General features: G+C 66.1%; 16 protein-coding genes. 3 read left to right on the forward strand and 13 right to left on the reverse strand.

The genetic code is table 11. The features are described from left to right. Positions 1–399: 399 nt before the first annotated feature. Positions 400–1,260, forward strand: coding sequence for an RNA polymerase sigma factor SigJ (gene sigJ, locus AB0I54_RS28320; RefSeq protein WP_363298981.1), 861 nt, complete (start codon positions 400–402; stop codon positions 1,258–1,260). Positions 1,261–2,113: 853 nt separating this feature from the next. Here sigJ and AB0I54_RS28325 read toward each other — a convergent pair. The 10 genes from AB0I54_RS28325 to AB0I54_RS28370 all read right to left on the reverse strand — a co-directional run bounded on the left by AB0I54_RS28325 (position 2,114) and on the right by AB0I54_RS28370 (position 10,586). Next, positions 2,114–2,533 (reverse strand): hypothetical protein, encoded by a 420-nt coding sequence (locus AB0I54_RS28325; protein ID WP_363298982.1) that lies wholly within the window; start codon positions 2,531–2,533, stop codon positions 2,114–2,116. Positions 2,534–2,717: 184 nt separating this feature from the next. Then, entirely contained in the window at positions 2,718–3,569 is an 852-nt protein-coding gene (catA, locus tag AB0I54_RS28330; protein ID WP_363298983.1) for a catechol 1,2-dioxygenase, read from the reverse strand. A gap of 68 nt (positions 3,570–3,637) precedes the next feature. Beyond that, entirely contained in the window at positions 3,638–4,741 is a 1,104-nt protein-coding gene (locus AB0I54_RS28335; protein ID WP_363298984.1) for an enolase C-terminal domain-like protein, read from the reverse strand. A gap of 45 nt (positions 4,742–4,786) precedes the next feature. Beyond that, a complete protein-coding gene (locus AB0I54_RS28340; RefSeq protein ID WP_363298985.1) occupies positions 4,787–5,842 on the reverse strand; it encodes a 2Fe-2S iron-sulfur cluster-binding protein in 1,056 nt (351 codons plus the stop codon). Continuing rightward, positions 5,839–6,171, reverse strand: coding sequence for a phenol hydroxylase subunit P4 (locus AB0I54_RS28345; RefSeq protein ID WP_363298986.1), 333 nt, complete (start codon positions 6,169–6,171; stop codon positions 5,839–5,841). Before AB0I54_RS28345 ends, AB0I54_RS28340 begins: the two co-directional genes overlap by 4 nt. Before the next feature lies 1 nt (position 6,172). Then, positions 6,173–7,717 carry a phenol 2-monooxygenase gene (locus tag AB0I54_RS28350; protein ID WP_363298987.1) on the reverse strand — a complete coding sequence of 515 codons (1,545 nt, stop codon included), beginning with the start codon at positions 7,715–7,717 and terminating at the stop codon, positions 6,173–6,175. A gap of 1 nt (position 7,718) precedes the next feature. Further along, positions 7,719–8,006 (reverse strand): MmoB/DmpM family protein, encoded by a 288-nt coding sequence (locus AB0I54_RS28355; protein WP_363298988.1) that lies wholly within the window; start codon positions 8,004–8,006, stop codon positions 7,719–7,721. Then, on the reverse strand, positions 8,003–9,019 hold the full coding sequence (locus AB0I54_RS28360; RefSeq protein WP_363298990.1) for a hypothetical protein: 1,017 nt from the start codon (positions 9,017–9,019) through the stop codon (positions 8,003–8,005). The genes AB0I54_RS28355 and AB0I54_RS28360 overlap by 4 nt, the downstream gene beginning before the upstream one ends. 27 nt (positions 9,020–9,046) lie before the next feature. Next, positions 9,047–9,445 (reverse strand): hypothetical protein, encoded by a 399-nt coding sequence (locus AB0I54_RS28365; RefSeq protein ID WP_363298991.1) that lies wholly within the window; start codon positions 9,443–9,445, stop codon positions 9,047–9,049. A gap of 235 nt (positions 9,446–9,680) precedes the next feature. Further along, positions 9,681–10,586 (reverse strand): LysR family transcriptional regulator, encoded by a 906-nt coding sequence (locus tag AB0I54_RS28370; RefSeq protein ID WP_363298992.1) that lies wholly within the window; start codon positions 10,584–10,586, stop codon positions 9,681–9,683. Between the two features lie 194 nt (positions 10,587–10,780). Here AB0I54_RS28370 and AB0I54_RS28375 point away from each other — a divergent pair, with 194 nt between their 5' ends. Then, positions 10,781–11,080, forward strand: a complete 300-nt coding sequence (locus tag AB0I54_RS28375; RefSeq protein WP_363298993.1) for a hypothetical protein — start codon at positions 10,781–10,783, stop codon at positions 11,078–11,080. Between the two features lie 83 nt (positions 11,081–11,163). Continuing rightward, positions 11,164–12,393, forward strand: coding sequence for an FAD-dependent oxidoreductase (locus AB0I54_RS28380; protein ID WP_363298994.1), 1,230 nt, complete (start codon positions 11,164–11,166; stop codon positions 12,391–12,393). Positions 12,394–12,592: 199 nt separating this feature from the next. Here the strand turns inward: AB0I54_RS28380 and AB0I54_RS28385 are convergent, their stop codons facing one another. The 3 genes from AB0I54_RS28385 to AB0I54_RS28395 form a co-directional block, all read right to left on the reverse strand. Further along, the gene (locus AB0I54_RS28385; protein ID WP_363298995.1) at positions 12,593–13,213 is read right to left on the reverse strand and encodes a helix-turn-helix domain-containing protein; all 621 of its coding nucleotides are present in this window, start codon (positions 13,211–13,213) and stop codon (positions 12,593–12,595) included. Positions 13,214–13,321: 108 nt separating this feature from the next. Further along, on the reverse strand, positions 13,322–14,323 hold the full coding sequence (locus tag AB0I54_RS28390) for an NADPH:quinone reductase (RefSeq protein ID WP_363298996.1): 1,002 nt from the start codon (positions 14,321–14,323) through the stop codon (positions 13,322–13,324). Between the two features lie 85 nt (positions 14,324–14,408). Further along, a complete protein-coding gene (locus AB0I54_RS28395; protein WP_363298997.1) occupies positions 14,409–14,888 on the reverse strand; it encodes a pyridoxamine 5'-phosphate oxidase family protein in 480 nt (159 codons plus the stop codon). Between the last annotated feature and the right edge of the window lie 2 nt (positions 14,889–14,890).

Below are 14,890 nucleotides of genomic sequence, written 5' to 3' on the forward strand. Positions count from 1 at the left end.
GGCGGCTGCACGCTCACCGGGGAGTGCGCCACCGCCTGCCCCAAGGGCATTCCGCTGATGTCCATCACGAACATGAACAAGGAGTGGCTGCGGGCACAAAGGCGTGCGGGGGCCTCGAAGGCTTCCTGACCCCGCCTCCTCGGACTGTCCGGACACATTGAGTACAGGGTCGGCTACTCTGCTCCAATGGAGTGGGGTAGCAGGCACCAGGCCGCGCGGAACAGTACGGTGCAGTCACTCGTCGTGGACGTGCACGATGGCCGTAAGACATTCACAGAGACCGGGTGCCTTGGTAAAGGCGTCTCGTCGTCCATGTAGGGATTCAGGCTCATGCTGGGAAAGGATGCGGGGCAGTCAGGCCCCGACCCGGACACAACCCTCCCAGATCAGAATCTGCTGATGTCGGTGGCCTTCAGGATGCTCGGCTCCACGCATGACGCGGAGGACGTTGTGCAGGAGACATACACCCGCTGGTATGCGATGTCCGCGCTGGATCGCGCGGACATCAAGTCTCCGTCGGCCTGGCTCGTGCGCGTGGCGGGCCGGATCTGCCTGGACCACATCAGCTCCGCGCGTGTCCGCAGGGAGAGATACACCGGTGAGTGGCTGCCTGAGCCCCTGCCGGACAGTGCGGCGTGGAGCAGCGTGTGGACTTCCGAGCGTGCTCAGGATCCCGCCGACCGAGTTGCGCTTGACGACTCCATCTCGATGGGCATGCTCGTTCTTCTGGAGTCCCTCACGCCGGCGCAGCGGGTGACGTTCGTCCTGCACGACGTGTTCAAGTTCCCGTTCGCTGAGATCGGCACCATCGTGGGCCGTAGCACGGAGAGCTGTCGCGCCCTGGCCGTGGCGGCGCGCCGGCGGGTCAACTCGGCGCACCGCCACGAGGCACACCTGCATGAGTATATGCAGGTGATCAGTGAGTTCAAGAAAGCGTGCCAGACTGGCGAACTCGATGACCTGATCGAGTTGTTGGACCCGCAGGTCACTGCGCGGGCGGACGGCGGTGGACATGTCCGCGCCGCGCTCAATCCCATCCATGGCGCGGACAGGACGGCGCGCTACCTGCTCGGCATCTTCCAGAAGGAACCTCGAGTCGCCGTGGCACTGGAATGCGTGGAGAGCGTCGGAGGCCGTCCGGCGCTGGTGGGACGGGTCGACGGAGTGGTCGTCGCGGTCATCTCCCTGCATGTCACGCAGCGCGGCATCAGCGATGTGTGGCTCACTCTGAACCCGGAAAAGCTCGGCACCTGGTCCTGAAGACGGGTGACGTGCGCCACGGAGCCCGTCCCTCACAAAAGGGCGGCCGGGATCGGATGCGGGTCACCGCCGGCTCGACGAGCTGCGTCACGCCCGGCGAGTATGCCTTGGCCCATCGTAGGAGGATCGATGTGGACGAACCGGATAGCCCAGTGGGTGACGGATGGAGGGCCTGGGGTATGCGGGGCCGTCCGAGGTGTTCTGCGCGGCGAATGTGCACGGTAACCCCAAGACTGACCTACCGTGTACGGACGGTTTCTGCACAGGCTCACCCGGTTGTGACCGCCAGTGGGCTGACCCTCATGGCCGAGGGCGATCTCGCCCTGGTGGGCCACGCGGACACTGTCTTGCTCCCCGGAGCCGATGGAGTCCCACACTTGCCCACGAGCGCTGTAGAGGACCTGGGGGCGCTCGGCCGGTGGGGCCAAGAGAGTTGCGGCGGTGTCCACAAGAGTCGCGATTTCCTGACTGCGCGGTGCGTGCTGGTGAGACAATCCTGCGGGACGGTCACGTCGTGACGTGTGGTGGTGGCGCTTCCACCCTGGACCTGGCATTGGCGCTCGTCACCGAGGACCAGGGAAGAGAAACCGCTCGCCGCGTCGCGAGGGCGCTGACCGCTCGGATGCAGACGTCGGGAGTTCAAACCCAATTCGCTGATGTGCTGGGCCGTGAGTCCCGGCATCACGCACTGCGCCGCGTCCAGCACCGTGTCGTGGAGGACCGGTTCGAGTCCACCTCGCCTCTCAGATTCGTCAGTACGTCCCTCGACGCCGCGACGATTGCTCACGAAGTGGGATTCGGGACTGAAAGCAGCATGAGCGGGGCATTCTCTCAATTCCTTCACGTGTCACCGTCAGAGTTCGCTGCTGTGCTGCCTCACGGGAACGAAAAGGGCCGCGTTGAACACGACTAGAAGGCTGAGCAGGACCACGTTGAGGATCTTGTCGGTCGTGTTGTACACGTGCAAATGCTGCATGTGGAAGATGAAGTGAAGGACGTTGAAGACGAGCCACACAGACGCCGTGATCAGGACAACGAGTGTGTTGTGGGCGTAACGGATGGCGAACAGGCTCAGGACCCCCAGGGCCAAGAACATGGCGCCGTCGTCCTTGGCGAGGTGCATGTTGTAGGGACCGAGCTGTGGCAGCCAACTGAACCCGAAACCTGGGAAGTTCTCGTACCAGTGCTTGGGCGCGAAGTAGGCCCATCCTCCGGTGTAAAGGCCCAGCAAGGCCAGGACCGCCAGCAGCGCACGCCGAATTGCAATACTCATACCTACTCCGAACCTGAGGATGGATGTTGCGCCGGCGGTGTGATCTCGACCTTCATATATGGAAGAGAGGAAAGAGACGGACGCTGGCGTACTGCCCGACGGTGCGAGATCTCGACATCCGTGCCTACGGCGAGCAGTACGGCAACGTCCTTTTGCCTCAGCTCATTCGTACCCGGTTCAGGTGTCAGGCCGGGTCGAGCACGAAGTCGTAGGTGACTTCCAGGCCGTTTCCGTCCGAGGCGGGAACGGGGTCGAGGATGAGTTCGGGCTTCACGGCGGTGGCGATGTCGTCGGTGACGTGCTCGCCCCCCTCGAAGTACAGCTGGGTGGTGATCGTGTGATGGCCGGGGGAAGCGATCTTGAAGTGGAGGTGGGCCGGACGCCAGGCGTGCCAGCCCGCCGCGGAGATCAGATTGCCCGTGGAGCCGTCGGTGGGGATCTGGTAGGGCGCGGGCAGGATGGTGTGGATGCGGAAGGTGCCTTCGTCGTCGGCGGTGACGACGCCACGCAGATTCCACTCCGGCAGGCTGGGCGCGAACTGGGCGTAGTAGCCGGCGCTGTCGGCCTGCCAGACGTCGAGGACGGCCCCCGGCAGTGACTTGCCGTCGACACCGCGCACCTGGCCCTGGAACAGCAGCGGGGTGCCGGCCTCGCCGTCGCGCATGGGCAGGGTGGCCTCGGCAGGCAGTGCCGGGGCCCCGGGGACGTAGTAGGGGCCCTCGATGCTCCCCTTGCTGCCCTGGCGGCTGTCGTTGGCGACCTGCTCGACGACGTGCTCGACGAACACGTCGAGGAAGAGCGGCCACTCACCGTCCAGGCCGACCTGGATCATCCATGCCTTGAGGGCGTCGTACTCCTCGTAAGTGACCTGGTGGCGTCGGATGACGTCGTGGATCGCGGTGAGGACCTCGGTGGCGAGGGTGCTGACACGCTCCTTGCTGGTGGCGGTCTCCACCTTCTGCTTCTGGCGGAAGCGCTCGGTCGCCGATGCGCCCGATTCGGCCGCGGTGGCCTGCGATTCAGTGACTTCAGTCATGTCCGGCTCCTGTTTCCTGACCAAGGGTGGTTGTGACCGTGCTGATCTGACGTCGGCGTGCTTGCCTGTCAGAGGTCCTGGCGGTAGTGCTGGAGTTTGCCTTCGTCGATCTCGAGGCCGAGGCCCGCGTTCTCACGGACCCGGAGGGTGCCCTGCTCGATCCGGAGTGGCTCGGTGAGCAAGTCGTCGCTCATGTCCAGAAAGTTGGACAGTTCGCCGGCCCTGCGCGCTGTCGACGCGAACGCTGCGCCGAAGGCCACGCTGCACAAGGAGCCGATCTGGCTGTCGATCTGGTTGCCCATCACGACTTCCACACCGAGTCCCTCGCACTGATAGACGATGCGCTGTGAGTACGTGAATCCGGTGCGGGCCGTCTTGACGCTGATGCCGTGCGCGGCGCCGCCCAGGATTTCCCGTGTGATCTCTGCCGGCCGGGCCGTGCTCTCGTCCGCGTAGAGCGGGATTCTGCTCTGGGAGGCCAGCCACTTGCGTCCCAGGACATCGTCCGCGGGGCAGAGTTCCTCGGCGAAGGTGAGGTCGAGATCTTCCATCTCGCGCAGTGCGCGGGCCGATTCGGTGGCCGTCCAGCCGCGGTTGCCATCGATGTAGAGCTCGACATCGTCGCCGAGAGCTTCCCGCAGAGCTCGGCACGCGGCGACGTCGAGTCGATACGGCTGCCGGCCGACCTTCACCTTGAACGTGGTGATGCCGTATGTGCCCTGCACCCGTTCGGCCTCGGCGACCAACTGGTCGACGGCGGTGAAGCCCAACATGTGGGACACGCGCATGCGGTCGGCGAAACCGCCCAGCAGTTGCGTCACCGAGACGCCCAGCGACTGGCCGATGATGTCCCACAGTGCCATGTCGATGGCGGCCTTGGCGGTGGGGTTGGCGATGGTGCGGCCGAGGCGGGCGTGGATCACCTCTCGGTCGAGGGCCGACAGGCCCAGGATCTGAGGCGCAAAGATCGTGTTGATCACGGCGATGATCGAAGCCTGGGTCTCTCCGTAGGTGAAGGGGCGCGGTGGCGCCTCCGCGGTGCCCGTGAGACCCGAGTCGGTGCGGACGCGCACGAGAACGTGCTCGGCCACCGAGACTTCTCCGCTCGCGAAGCGCAGCGGTTTGCTGTAAGGAATCGCGTACGGTATCGCCTCGATACTGGTGATCTTCACTTCAGAGTCCGTCCTCGGTGGATAAGCGATGCGGGGTTCGCCCGGTCATCGACGGATGAGCGGACTGCGCACGACGTGGGTGCCGGCGGCGCGGTCGGCGGAGTCGAAGAAGTCCTCGCGGTAGATGTTGCGAGGAAACAGCCGGGCCCTCATCAGGGCCTTCATCGTGTCGGCCACCATGGCCGGACTGCCGCATATGTAGGCGACGTGCCCGGAGGCGCGCGGGTAGTCCTCGGCCAGCAGCGCGGGTACGCGGCCGCTGCGTCCTTGCCAGTCGTCACGTGAGAGCGCGGGCCGGAAGGTGAACCAGTCATGCTCCGTCTCAAGCGCCTCGAACCACTCGCGGTCGTACAGGTCGTTGCGTGTGGCCACCCCGTGATAGAGCGTGACCTGGTGCTCCGCACCCGTCTCGGCGATGTGCCGGACGATCGACTTCAGTGGAGCCAGGCCCGTACCGCTGCCGAGCAGGAGGATCGGCTCGTCGCGCAGCGGCCGGAAGGAGAACTGACCGTAGGGGCCGGAAAGCGTCACCCGGTCCCCGGCGGACAGGTATTTGAAGATCCAGCCGTCCGTGCAGACTCCGTGTTCGGAGCGCTTGACGTGCAGTTCGACCCGGGCGGGCTCGGCGGGAGTGCTGGCGATGGAATACGGCCGCTGCTCTCCATCGGGCCCTTCGAGCAGGATGTACTGCCCGGGGTTGAACGCCAGTGGTTCGTCCAGGCGGATGATCAGCCGGCGTACATCCGGAGCGACGTCCTCGACGCTCTCCACGGTTCCGGCACGGTCGCGCACCGGATGGATGTCCACGCCCTCCTCAACGTCCACCTCGCCTTCGACGACGAGGTCACCGCACGGGCGTGCCACGCACAGCAGTGCACAGCCGTCGTCCCGCTCGCTCTCCAGCAGGGCGTACGGCGACGCGTCGCCGAGGTCGGCCTCCCCGTCGAGGATCTGGGCCTTGCAGGTGCCGCACGTACCGTGTGTGCAGGCGTGCGGCAGCCAGATACCTTCGCGCAGGCAGGCATCCAGCACCGTCTGGTCCTCGCGGCACTGGATCTCGGCACCGAGGGGTTCGATACGGATGGTGTGCGTTGCGGTCACTGTCCGGCTCCCGCCGTGAAGCTGAGCAGCGCCTTGTGCCCGATGCCCAGCTCCGTGAGCGGGGTGGAACCTTCCGCCTGCAGCGGTTCGTCGAACAGCAGCCAGTCGCGTACGGAATCCGGGTCGAAGTCGGGGTCGGACGCGGCCCAGCCGTGCACCATCGAGGTGACGAATTCACCGAACGGCGTGGCCTTGGGCGCCCTGAAGCAGGCGGCCGAGCAGAACAGAGGGTTGCCCCGCCAGTAGACGTACACCAGCTGGTCGTCGCCGAACAGCTCGGCCCGGTCGGCGGACGGGAAATTGTATTCGTACAGTGCCTTGACGCTCATGTCACGCGCCCTCCTTCGACGTGGCGGAGCTGTGCCACTCGGCCCAGGAGCGCTGGTCGGGGGACCCGGTGTATTCGCCGTTGTCGCCCTCCTGGATGCCGTACCAGGCGAGAACGTCCGGCACGGTGGGGCCGCCGCAGTTGCCCTGGTAGATCTGGTGCACCGGCAGCCATGCCTGGACGTACTTCTCGGGCTCGCGTTCGAAGATCCACTGGCAGCCGTCGCTGCACGTGTGGAAGGTCTCGTCGCGGAAGGTGCTGCGCCGGAAGGAGATCTGGGAAGCGTCACCGGTCTCGGTGAACGCCATGGGCACCTGACACACCTGGCACAGTTGAGGCAGTCCCTGGAAGAACACGCGGCCGCCGGACTCCTCGATCCGCTGATGCTTCTCCCACGTCGGCCGGTAGGAACGGTCGAAGGTGCCCGGATACTGCTCCGAGAGCCAGTCCATGTGCCCGGCGTCGGGGGTCTGGGTGGTGAAGGACGCGGCGAACGAGAAGTTGTGCAGGACCTTGTAGACCTGGTGCGAGAGGTGGTCCTTCTCGGCGATGGCGTCGTTGACGTGCCGGGGCGGCTTGATGCCGTAGTACTCGAGGTCGGGGAAGAGGCCACCGAGCATCTGATCCTCGAAGTACAGCTCGAACGCCTCCCGCCAGCTCATCACCGGCTTGGGCAGCATGTAGTCCATCATTCCGGCGACCAGGGCGGACATGCGGTACGCCCGCCAGAACCACTTGTCGATCCAGTCCTGGATGATCGGCACGTTGTCCTCGTCCTGCTCCAGCAGGAACTTGATGGCCTCCAGGCCCAGGGTCATGTGCCGGCTCTCGTCGGACTGGGCGGAGAAGCCGAACGACATCGTCGGCATGTCGCCGTTGAAGCTGGCGCCGCTCATGAACGGCACGAACAGCAGGTTCGTCAGCAGATACTCGAAGCTGAAGGAGATGGAGATCAGGAACTCGAACGGCCCGGCGGTCATCGCGTCGTCGAACAGCGACTTGGGCACCGACAGGTACCAGACCCGGTCGTGCATCTTCGACCAGCTGTGGAAACCACCGTAGTACTTGTTGTAGTTGCTGATGGTGTGGATCTGCGTCTGGCAGTGACGCAGCTCGTCCACGCTCTGGCACAGGGCCGCGAACCTCGGGGCGGGACCCTCCAAGTAGCGGGCCAGATAGGCGAAGTGACGGTGTGCCGCGTACTCGAGCGGGGTGACGCCCTGGATGAAAAGCTTGATGGCGTTCAGGTAGCTTGCGTCGGAGAGCGTCAGGTGCCCCTGGCTTTGGGCGAAGCTGTCCAGGACCGCGTACAGGCGCTTGTCCTTCTCGGCCTGGTACTTGTAGTAGGCGTCCACGGTGAGCCGGAACGGGTCCTGCCAGCCGTCCCAGTCGTGGATCTTTATGCCCTCGTAGCTGGTGTACGGGAAGAGCTGCTCGCGCGAGACGTAGCTCGGCTCCCAGTCGAGGTCGCGAGTCAGCAGCGCGTAACGCTCCTTGAGCGGCAGCTTCCTGGCCGACACGGAGGACTTCTTGGTCGGAGTGCTCATCTCAGTGTTCCCAACTCACGATGATCTGGTCGTCGTCCCACTCCGAGAAGTTGCCGGTGTAGGACACGATGGCGAGTTGGAACTCCCCGGTCTCCCACTCCCGGCCGAGCCGAGTTTCGACGGTCAAGCGGTTGATGACGATGCGGCTGGCGGCCTGGAGCTTGACCAGCCCCGGCATGTGACGGAGAGTCAGATTCGGATTGTCGGCCTTGATGGCCTCGATCAGCGCCCGGTTCTCCTCGGATTCCTGGATGTCGATGGCCACTTGGCGCAGGGTCCCCGCGGTCATGCTGCACCTCCGGTGATCTTGGCCCAGGCGACCGTACGGGATTGGATGATCGCGGCCAGGGATGCCTTGCTGCCCGACTGCGGGATGCTGTCCTCCACGACCGAGACCAGCGACGTCACCGCGTCCTGGACGCGGTCCGACCAGACGTCGTTGATGCGGGCCAGGGCTGCCCGGTTCGCCTCGGCGTGGGAGGGGTCGTTTGCCCACGCCGTGATCAGCGCGTCGAGCCACTTGCGCTGGTCGGTGAACCATGTGAACAGGTGCTGGGAGACCAGGCTGTAGGCGCCGGCCCCGCCGAGCAGGGCGGTCTCGTCCAGTCGGTTGTAGAGCAACGGATAGACCAGGGAGTCGATCAGATCGACCGCGAGCAGGCCCTCCGCCCAGTCCTCGACGATCATGATTTCCTCGACGAGGCGGCGCAGCGGTTGGAGATGATCGGCCTCCAGCCACTGGGCCTTGGCGACCTGAAGTACTTCGGCCGCCCCACCGCCGGCCGCGATACCGAGCCGTGAGAGCATCTGGGCGTTGCCGATTCGGTCGAACGCGGCGAACGTGCAGCACTGTTCCAGCGAGGTGCCGTATGCGAACCGGGCGCCCGCGACGCTGACGAGCTGGGCTCCCGACTCGTAGTGGCGCAGCGGGACGACCACCGAACTCAGGACCGTGCCCCACTCCCTGGGCAGCTTCACCAGAAGGTCGCGCTGCTCCAGGTAGGCCAGTGTCTTGCCGAATTCGTCGTGCAGAGCGGCTCGGTTGGTGATGTACGGTGTGTAGTAGTACTGGCGCGGATCGGTGTAGCTGTAGGGATCGGTGAGCCTGAGCTGCGAGTACCGCTCGTCGTACAGCTCGCGGTCCTGGATCCAGGTGGGCCGGTAGTGGAAGTTCTCCCGCGGCTCCACGTCGAGCGTGGCTTCGAGATAGCGGCTGGCAGGTTGGTCGCCGAGGCGTTCGATGACGTTCTGATAGGTCTGGCGCTTTGGCTCGATGACCTGGTAGCGCAATTCGTACTGCATGGTCGTCTCCTGCAGACGTCGGCGGCTTCAGGGGCGGGGGGAGGTGGTGATCAGGCTGAGCAGGAGCGACTGGAGCTCGTCCTCGGTGGTGAGCTGCAGCGGCTCGTCGTCCGGCAAGCCGGGAGCGATCAGCCGGCCGACGGCGGTGTGGCCGTGGACCTCGGTCTGTACGCGGGCCGAGCTGTCGCCGAACCCGATGGTGAAGGCCAGGTTGCCCGGTCCGGCCTCGTCCACCAGGCTGAAGGTGGTCCCGTGCTCCCTGAGAATGGCGTTCGCTTCGCAGACCAGCTGTTCGGCGAGGGAGCGGACGAGAACCTGGGTGTCGGTTGCTTCGGCGACCGCACGGCTTCGACTGGGTTCGGTCGCCGGCTCGGTCGCCCGTTCCCCTTCGAGAAGAGCGATCACGGAGAGCATGAACGGCGTCATCGGCGTTGTCCTCACGTCGGCTTCGAGCACGGGCGGAGTGACCAATCACGCCACAGCAAGCGGTTCATGGTCCGCGCCGCGATGTGCGGTGGCTCGAGTTTCACACCGCCATTGACCCGGCGTGAAATATCGATTAAGGATCCATTGGGACGTCACACATCTCAATCGCCGTGACGCCAGGTCGGCCGAGTGCCAGCGTGTGTGAAACCCGACGCAGGTATCTCCGCGGGCTGTGTCAGATACTCGTCGGCCGTCCCCCGCCGAGAAGCGTCCGGATCCGGGTGAGCACCCGCTTGACCAATGGCGATTCATCGCCGGTGCGCGCCGCGACGGCGAGGGCGACCTCCTCGGTCGTACCGGCGAGCGGCCGGTACACGGCACCCGTGACGGTCAGGTGTTGCACCGACGCGGGCACCAGCGCGACACCGAGCCCGGCCGCGACGAAGGAAACCAAGGTTGCAGTCTCGCCCACTTCCTGCACGGACGAGGGCCGAAACCCCGCGCGCTGACAGGCGTCGTAGATGGCATCGTGCAGGACCGAACGATGGTGGGAGGGGTAGCAGATGAACGGCTCGTCCCGAAGTTCTCGCAGCTGCACGCTGCCGGATCCGGTCAGAGGGTGTTCCTCCGGGAGGACGGCGATCAGCGGCTCCCGGCGAAAGACCATGACCTCCAGCTTTGGATCACGCACTGGTGGACGCAGAAAGCCGATGTCAAGGCTTCGGTCCTCGAGCGCCTCGACCTGGCTCGGAGTGAGCATCTCGCCCTTGAGATCGAGCTCGACCCCAGGCATCTCCTGGCGCAGAGTGCGCGTCAGCATCGGCAGCAGTTCGTATGTCGCCGAGCCGGTGAAGCCGATGGACACACGCCCGGCGAGTCCCGCCGCGACCCATCCCGCCTCCTCGCCGGCCGCGTTGATCGCCGCCAGGATGCCGCGTGCCCGCTCGAGGTATCGAACGCCTGCGGGTGTGAGTTCCACCTTGCGCGTGGTGCGGACCAGCAGGGGGACGCCGAGTTCGGCCTCCAGCTGTTTGATCTGCTGCGAAAGCGGTGGCTGGGCGATGTGCAGCCGCTCGGCCGCCCGCCCGAAATGACATTCCTCCGCTACCGCGACGAAGTACCGGATGTGTCGCAGCTCCATGGACCGAGGATAGGCGCCGCGTCGCGGCCAAGCGCCGACCGAGTCCTCTGCACGCCACATGCTCCCTAGCTGCAACACGGGACCCACCAAGACGCGCAGGCTCCTAATGGTGCTGATTTTTGTATTTCTGTTGGACGCGGATGATGGCCCACACTCACCCAACGGCCTGACGAACAACTTTCGAGGAAGTCCACATGGCGCACTCTCCCACCGCAGACCGCGCCGACGTGGTCTTCGCCGGCTTGGTGGCCGATCCCCAAGGTACTCCCATTCAGGGTGCTGTCGTCACTGTCAATGGACGCCGGGTGCATGCCGATGTCAACGGCGATTTCGAGGTTCTGGTGCTGTCGGGCGAGCGGATAGCGGCCACAGCGGTCGCCGAGGGCTTTCACGACACATGTGTCCGAATCGCTCCCAACCCGGCCTGGTGTCTCACTGACGGCACCCCAGTGGTCGTACACCGGTTCACGCTCGACACACGGGCGCCGCGCTGAGGCCCTGCGACGAGACAGGCGATCTCGAAGCGGCAAGAAGACGCGAAGCAAGTACGAGCATGACCAACACGAAGGAGAAGCGAATGCCTCACGTCCTCGTCATCGGCGGCGGGTTTGCCGGTGTGTGGGCCGCCGCCGGTGTCATGCGAGCGCGTCGCGAGGTCGGCGCCCGAGCCGCCGACGTGCGGGTGTCTCTCATCGACGCCAGCGACGACATGGTGATCCGCCCCCGTCTGTACGAAGCTCATCCTGAGCAGATGCGGGTCCCGCTCGACCGGGTACTCGGCCCCATCGGAGTACGGCGCAGCGCGGCCACAGTGACGGAAATCGACACCGAGAGGCGCGTTGTCACCTCGGTGAACCGGGCCGGTGAAACACAAGTCACCGCCTACGACCGCCTCGTCCTGGCCACCGGCAGCAAGGTGATCCGACCGCCCTTCGCGGGTGCCGAGGACGTGTTCACGGTCGACACACTTCCGGAGGCCGCCGCGCTGGAGGCCCATCTGAACCGGCTGCGAGCCGGCCACGACCAGGCCGGCCAGTACACGGCCGTGGTCGTCGGCGCGGGCTTCACGGGTCTGGAGGTGGCCACGGAGCTGTGCGGCCGCCTGCGTGCCATCGCACCCCCCGGGGTGGAGGCCAGCGTTGTGCTCGTCGAGCGAGCCGACGCTGTCGGTCCCGAACTGGGGCAAGGTCCCCGGCCGATCATCGAGCAGGCCCTCGACAAGCTCGGCGTCCAGGTGCGTCTCGGCATCAGTGTCGAGAGCGTGACCCCGACCGAAGTACGGCTCTCCGAAGGCAGCACCGTCGCTGCCTGCACCACGGTGTGGACCGGCGGAATGGCCGCGAGCAAGCTGACAAGTCAGATCCCCGGACGCCGCGACCGGCTCGGAAGGCTGCACGTCGACCAGTACCTGAGGGTCGACGGCGTACCTGATGTGTACGCGGCCGGAGACACCGCAGCGCCATACGCCGACGACGACCATGTGGTGACGCAGAGTTGCCAACACGCAGTGCCCCAGGGCAAGTTCGCCGGCCACAACGTCGGCGCGGACCTGCTCGGGCATCCCATGGTGCCGTTTGCGCCCGACCCCTACGTCACCTGCCTCGACCTCGGTCCCGCCGGCGCGGTCCTCTGCAGCGGCTGGGAGCGGGAGGTCGTGAAGAGCGGAGACGCCGCCAAGCGGCAGAAGTCCAACATCAACGCCGAGTGGATCTACCCCCCGGTCGACGACGGAGAGAAGATCCTCGACTGGGCCGACCACCGGACCACCTGGCCGATCGAGGAGACGGTCGCAGCAGCCTCTGTCTGATGCCGCCCTGGCAAGGGGCAGGGGTGTATGGAGCGAGTGGCCACGGATCCGCCTTGCCGGTAGACCGGCATGACGGCAGTGGGGCAGCCGAACGCGGCTGACCCGTCGGCCCGGCGTCTCAGGGGCAACAACAGCGCCGTGGGGTCCTCCGCGCGAGAACCCCACGGCAACCCCGACCACAGGCGTGTGCACCTCCCCTTCAAGCATGTTCGGCACGTCCCGGACAGGGCCCATCGGTGCCTGTCAGGCGGATCACCAGGTCGAGCCAGCCTTCTTCCAGCCGCCGCAGCGGCATGTTGCAGTGCAGTGTGAGGTGGTGGACCAGGGCAGGATCGAGGAATCCCAGCAGGGTCCGCGCGAGCAGGTCGCAGTCCGCCTCGGGCACGGCCTGGCGCAGCAAGGCGGTGACGTACTCGTGGTGGGCGCACCGGGCTGTTGCGGTGAAGCGCTGCTGGGGTCGCGGTTCCGCTGCCAGTTGCAGTTCCAGATCGTCCGCCGCTCGGCGCAGCGCAGCCAGACCGAAATCCCTCAGCCGTCCCACGGCCGCGTCGGCGCAGTCCAAGGGAGGGGAGTGGCTGAGGAATCCGGTTTGAAAGGCATTCTCGGACTGATCCAGCAGTGCTGTCATCAAACCGGTGCGGTCCCCGAAGCGCCGGAAAACCGTGCCTTTGCCCACTGACGCCGCCTCAGCGACCGCTTCCATGGTGAGGTTCTCTGCTCCTCGCTCGCGCACGATGCTGGCAGCGGCCTCGAGGAGCAGGGCATGATTACGCGCGGCATCCGCCCTCAGGCGTGAGTCACTTCTGCGTGCAGGTGACATGTCAGCAGGATCTCTCGATTCGTAGGCGTCACCTTCTTCACTGCTCGAGCGGCCTGTGGGGTTCAAAACGATCAAGGGGCTGACGGACGGAGCCGGTGTCGCGAGGACTCAAGGACGGACGACGATGCGGCCCTTGGGCCGGTCGGCGCCCTGGGCAGATTGGAGACGGTGCGCTTGGGCGGCCTCGGCGAGCGGCAGCGTCGCGCCGATCCGGGTGCGCAGACGTCCTGCTGCGAGAAGCCGGTTGATCAGTGCCGCGGCGTCTGCGAGGTCGCTGACGGAGGCATTGCTTATCGCGAAGCCGTGGATGGAGATGTCGCGGGTGTAGAGCTTGCCCATGGGGACTGTGGGCCGGGAGTTGAGCCCGGACATCACGATGACGCGTGCGCCCTGGGCGAGTAGCGGCAGCATTCCCTCGATGTCGTTGGCGCCGGTGTTGTCCCAGAACAGGTTCACCCCTTCCGGGGCAGCCTCGGCGATGACGGCGGTCAGATCGGGTGTGCTGTAGTCGACGACGGCGTGGGCGCCCAGGCCCAGGCAGTATTCCGCGTCGCGCTTGGAAGCGGTGGCGACGACCTTCGCGCCGGCTGCGGCGGCCAACTGCACGACGGCACTGCCGACCCCACCCGCGGCGCCGGTCACCACGATGGTGTCCCCGGCTCGCAGCCGGCCGTCGCGGAACAGGCCCAGGAACGCGGTCGCCGCGGTGTGGAATACGGCGACCGCCTCGGTCGGTGAAACCCCGTCCGGGAGCCGGTACAGGCGCTCGACCGGGACGGACGCCCACTGGGCGAAGGCCCCCTGGCGCCCGTTGTGGCCCAGGCTGTTGGACCAGACACGGTCTCCGGGCTGGAAGCCGCTGACGCCGGGGCCGGTCGCGGTGACCGTGCCGGCGAGGTCCCGGCCGATGATGAACGGGAACGGCGTGTTCGTGCGGTAGGCACCGGACCGGACGAAGGTGTCGACGTGGTTGACGGCGAGGGCGTCCACGTGCACGAGGACGTCGGTGGGGCCGAGCACGGGCACGGGCAGGTCGCCGATGGCGATGGTGTCGGCGGGGCCGTACGCGGTGATGTAGGCGGCCTTCATGACGGATGGGGTGTCGTCCATCTGATCTTCCTGATAGTGGTCTGCACAGCGAACGTGGTAGGTGCCCCCGGCGCGGGTTCGTCCCCGCGCCGGGGGCACCGGTCTGTCAGCTCCCGTCGCCCTCGGGCGTGACGACGAGGCCGTACTTCTCGGCCCAGGACTGCGACAGGACCGCCTCATCGATGTGCTTGACCGTGTAGGCCGGTGACAGCACCGGCAGGATCCGCTCAACGTGGAGCAGGACCACTTCGTTGGCGGGGTAGCCGGGGCCGTTCTGCTCGAGCAGCCAGTTGTTCAGCCACTCGTAGGCGGGGTGGCCCGGCGGCAGCAGTTCGACGGTGCCCTTGAAGCGGTAGCCGCGACGGCGGATGAAATCGACGGAGCAGATCTCCAGGCGCGGGTCCCGGCGCAGGTTCTCCAGAGTGTGCGGAGAATCGATGTCCATGAAGATCAAGTGCTGGTCGTCGTAGACACGCACAGATCCCTTCGGGGACAAGCTCGGCGATCCGTCCTCGTCGACGGTCGAGGCGAACGACAGCTTTGCGCTGTCGACGATGTCCCGCATGTCGGTGGTGATCAGGCTCATAT

Source organism: Streptomyces sp. NPDC050625, from assembly GCF_040654755.1.
Lineage (GTDB): Bacteria > Actinomycetota > Actinomycetes > Streptomycetales > Streptomycetaceae > Streptomyces.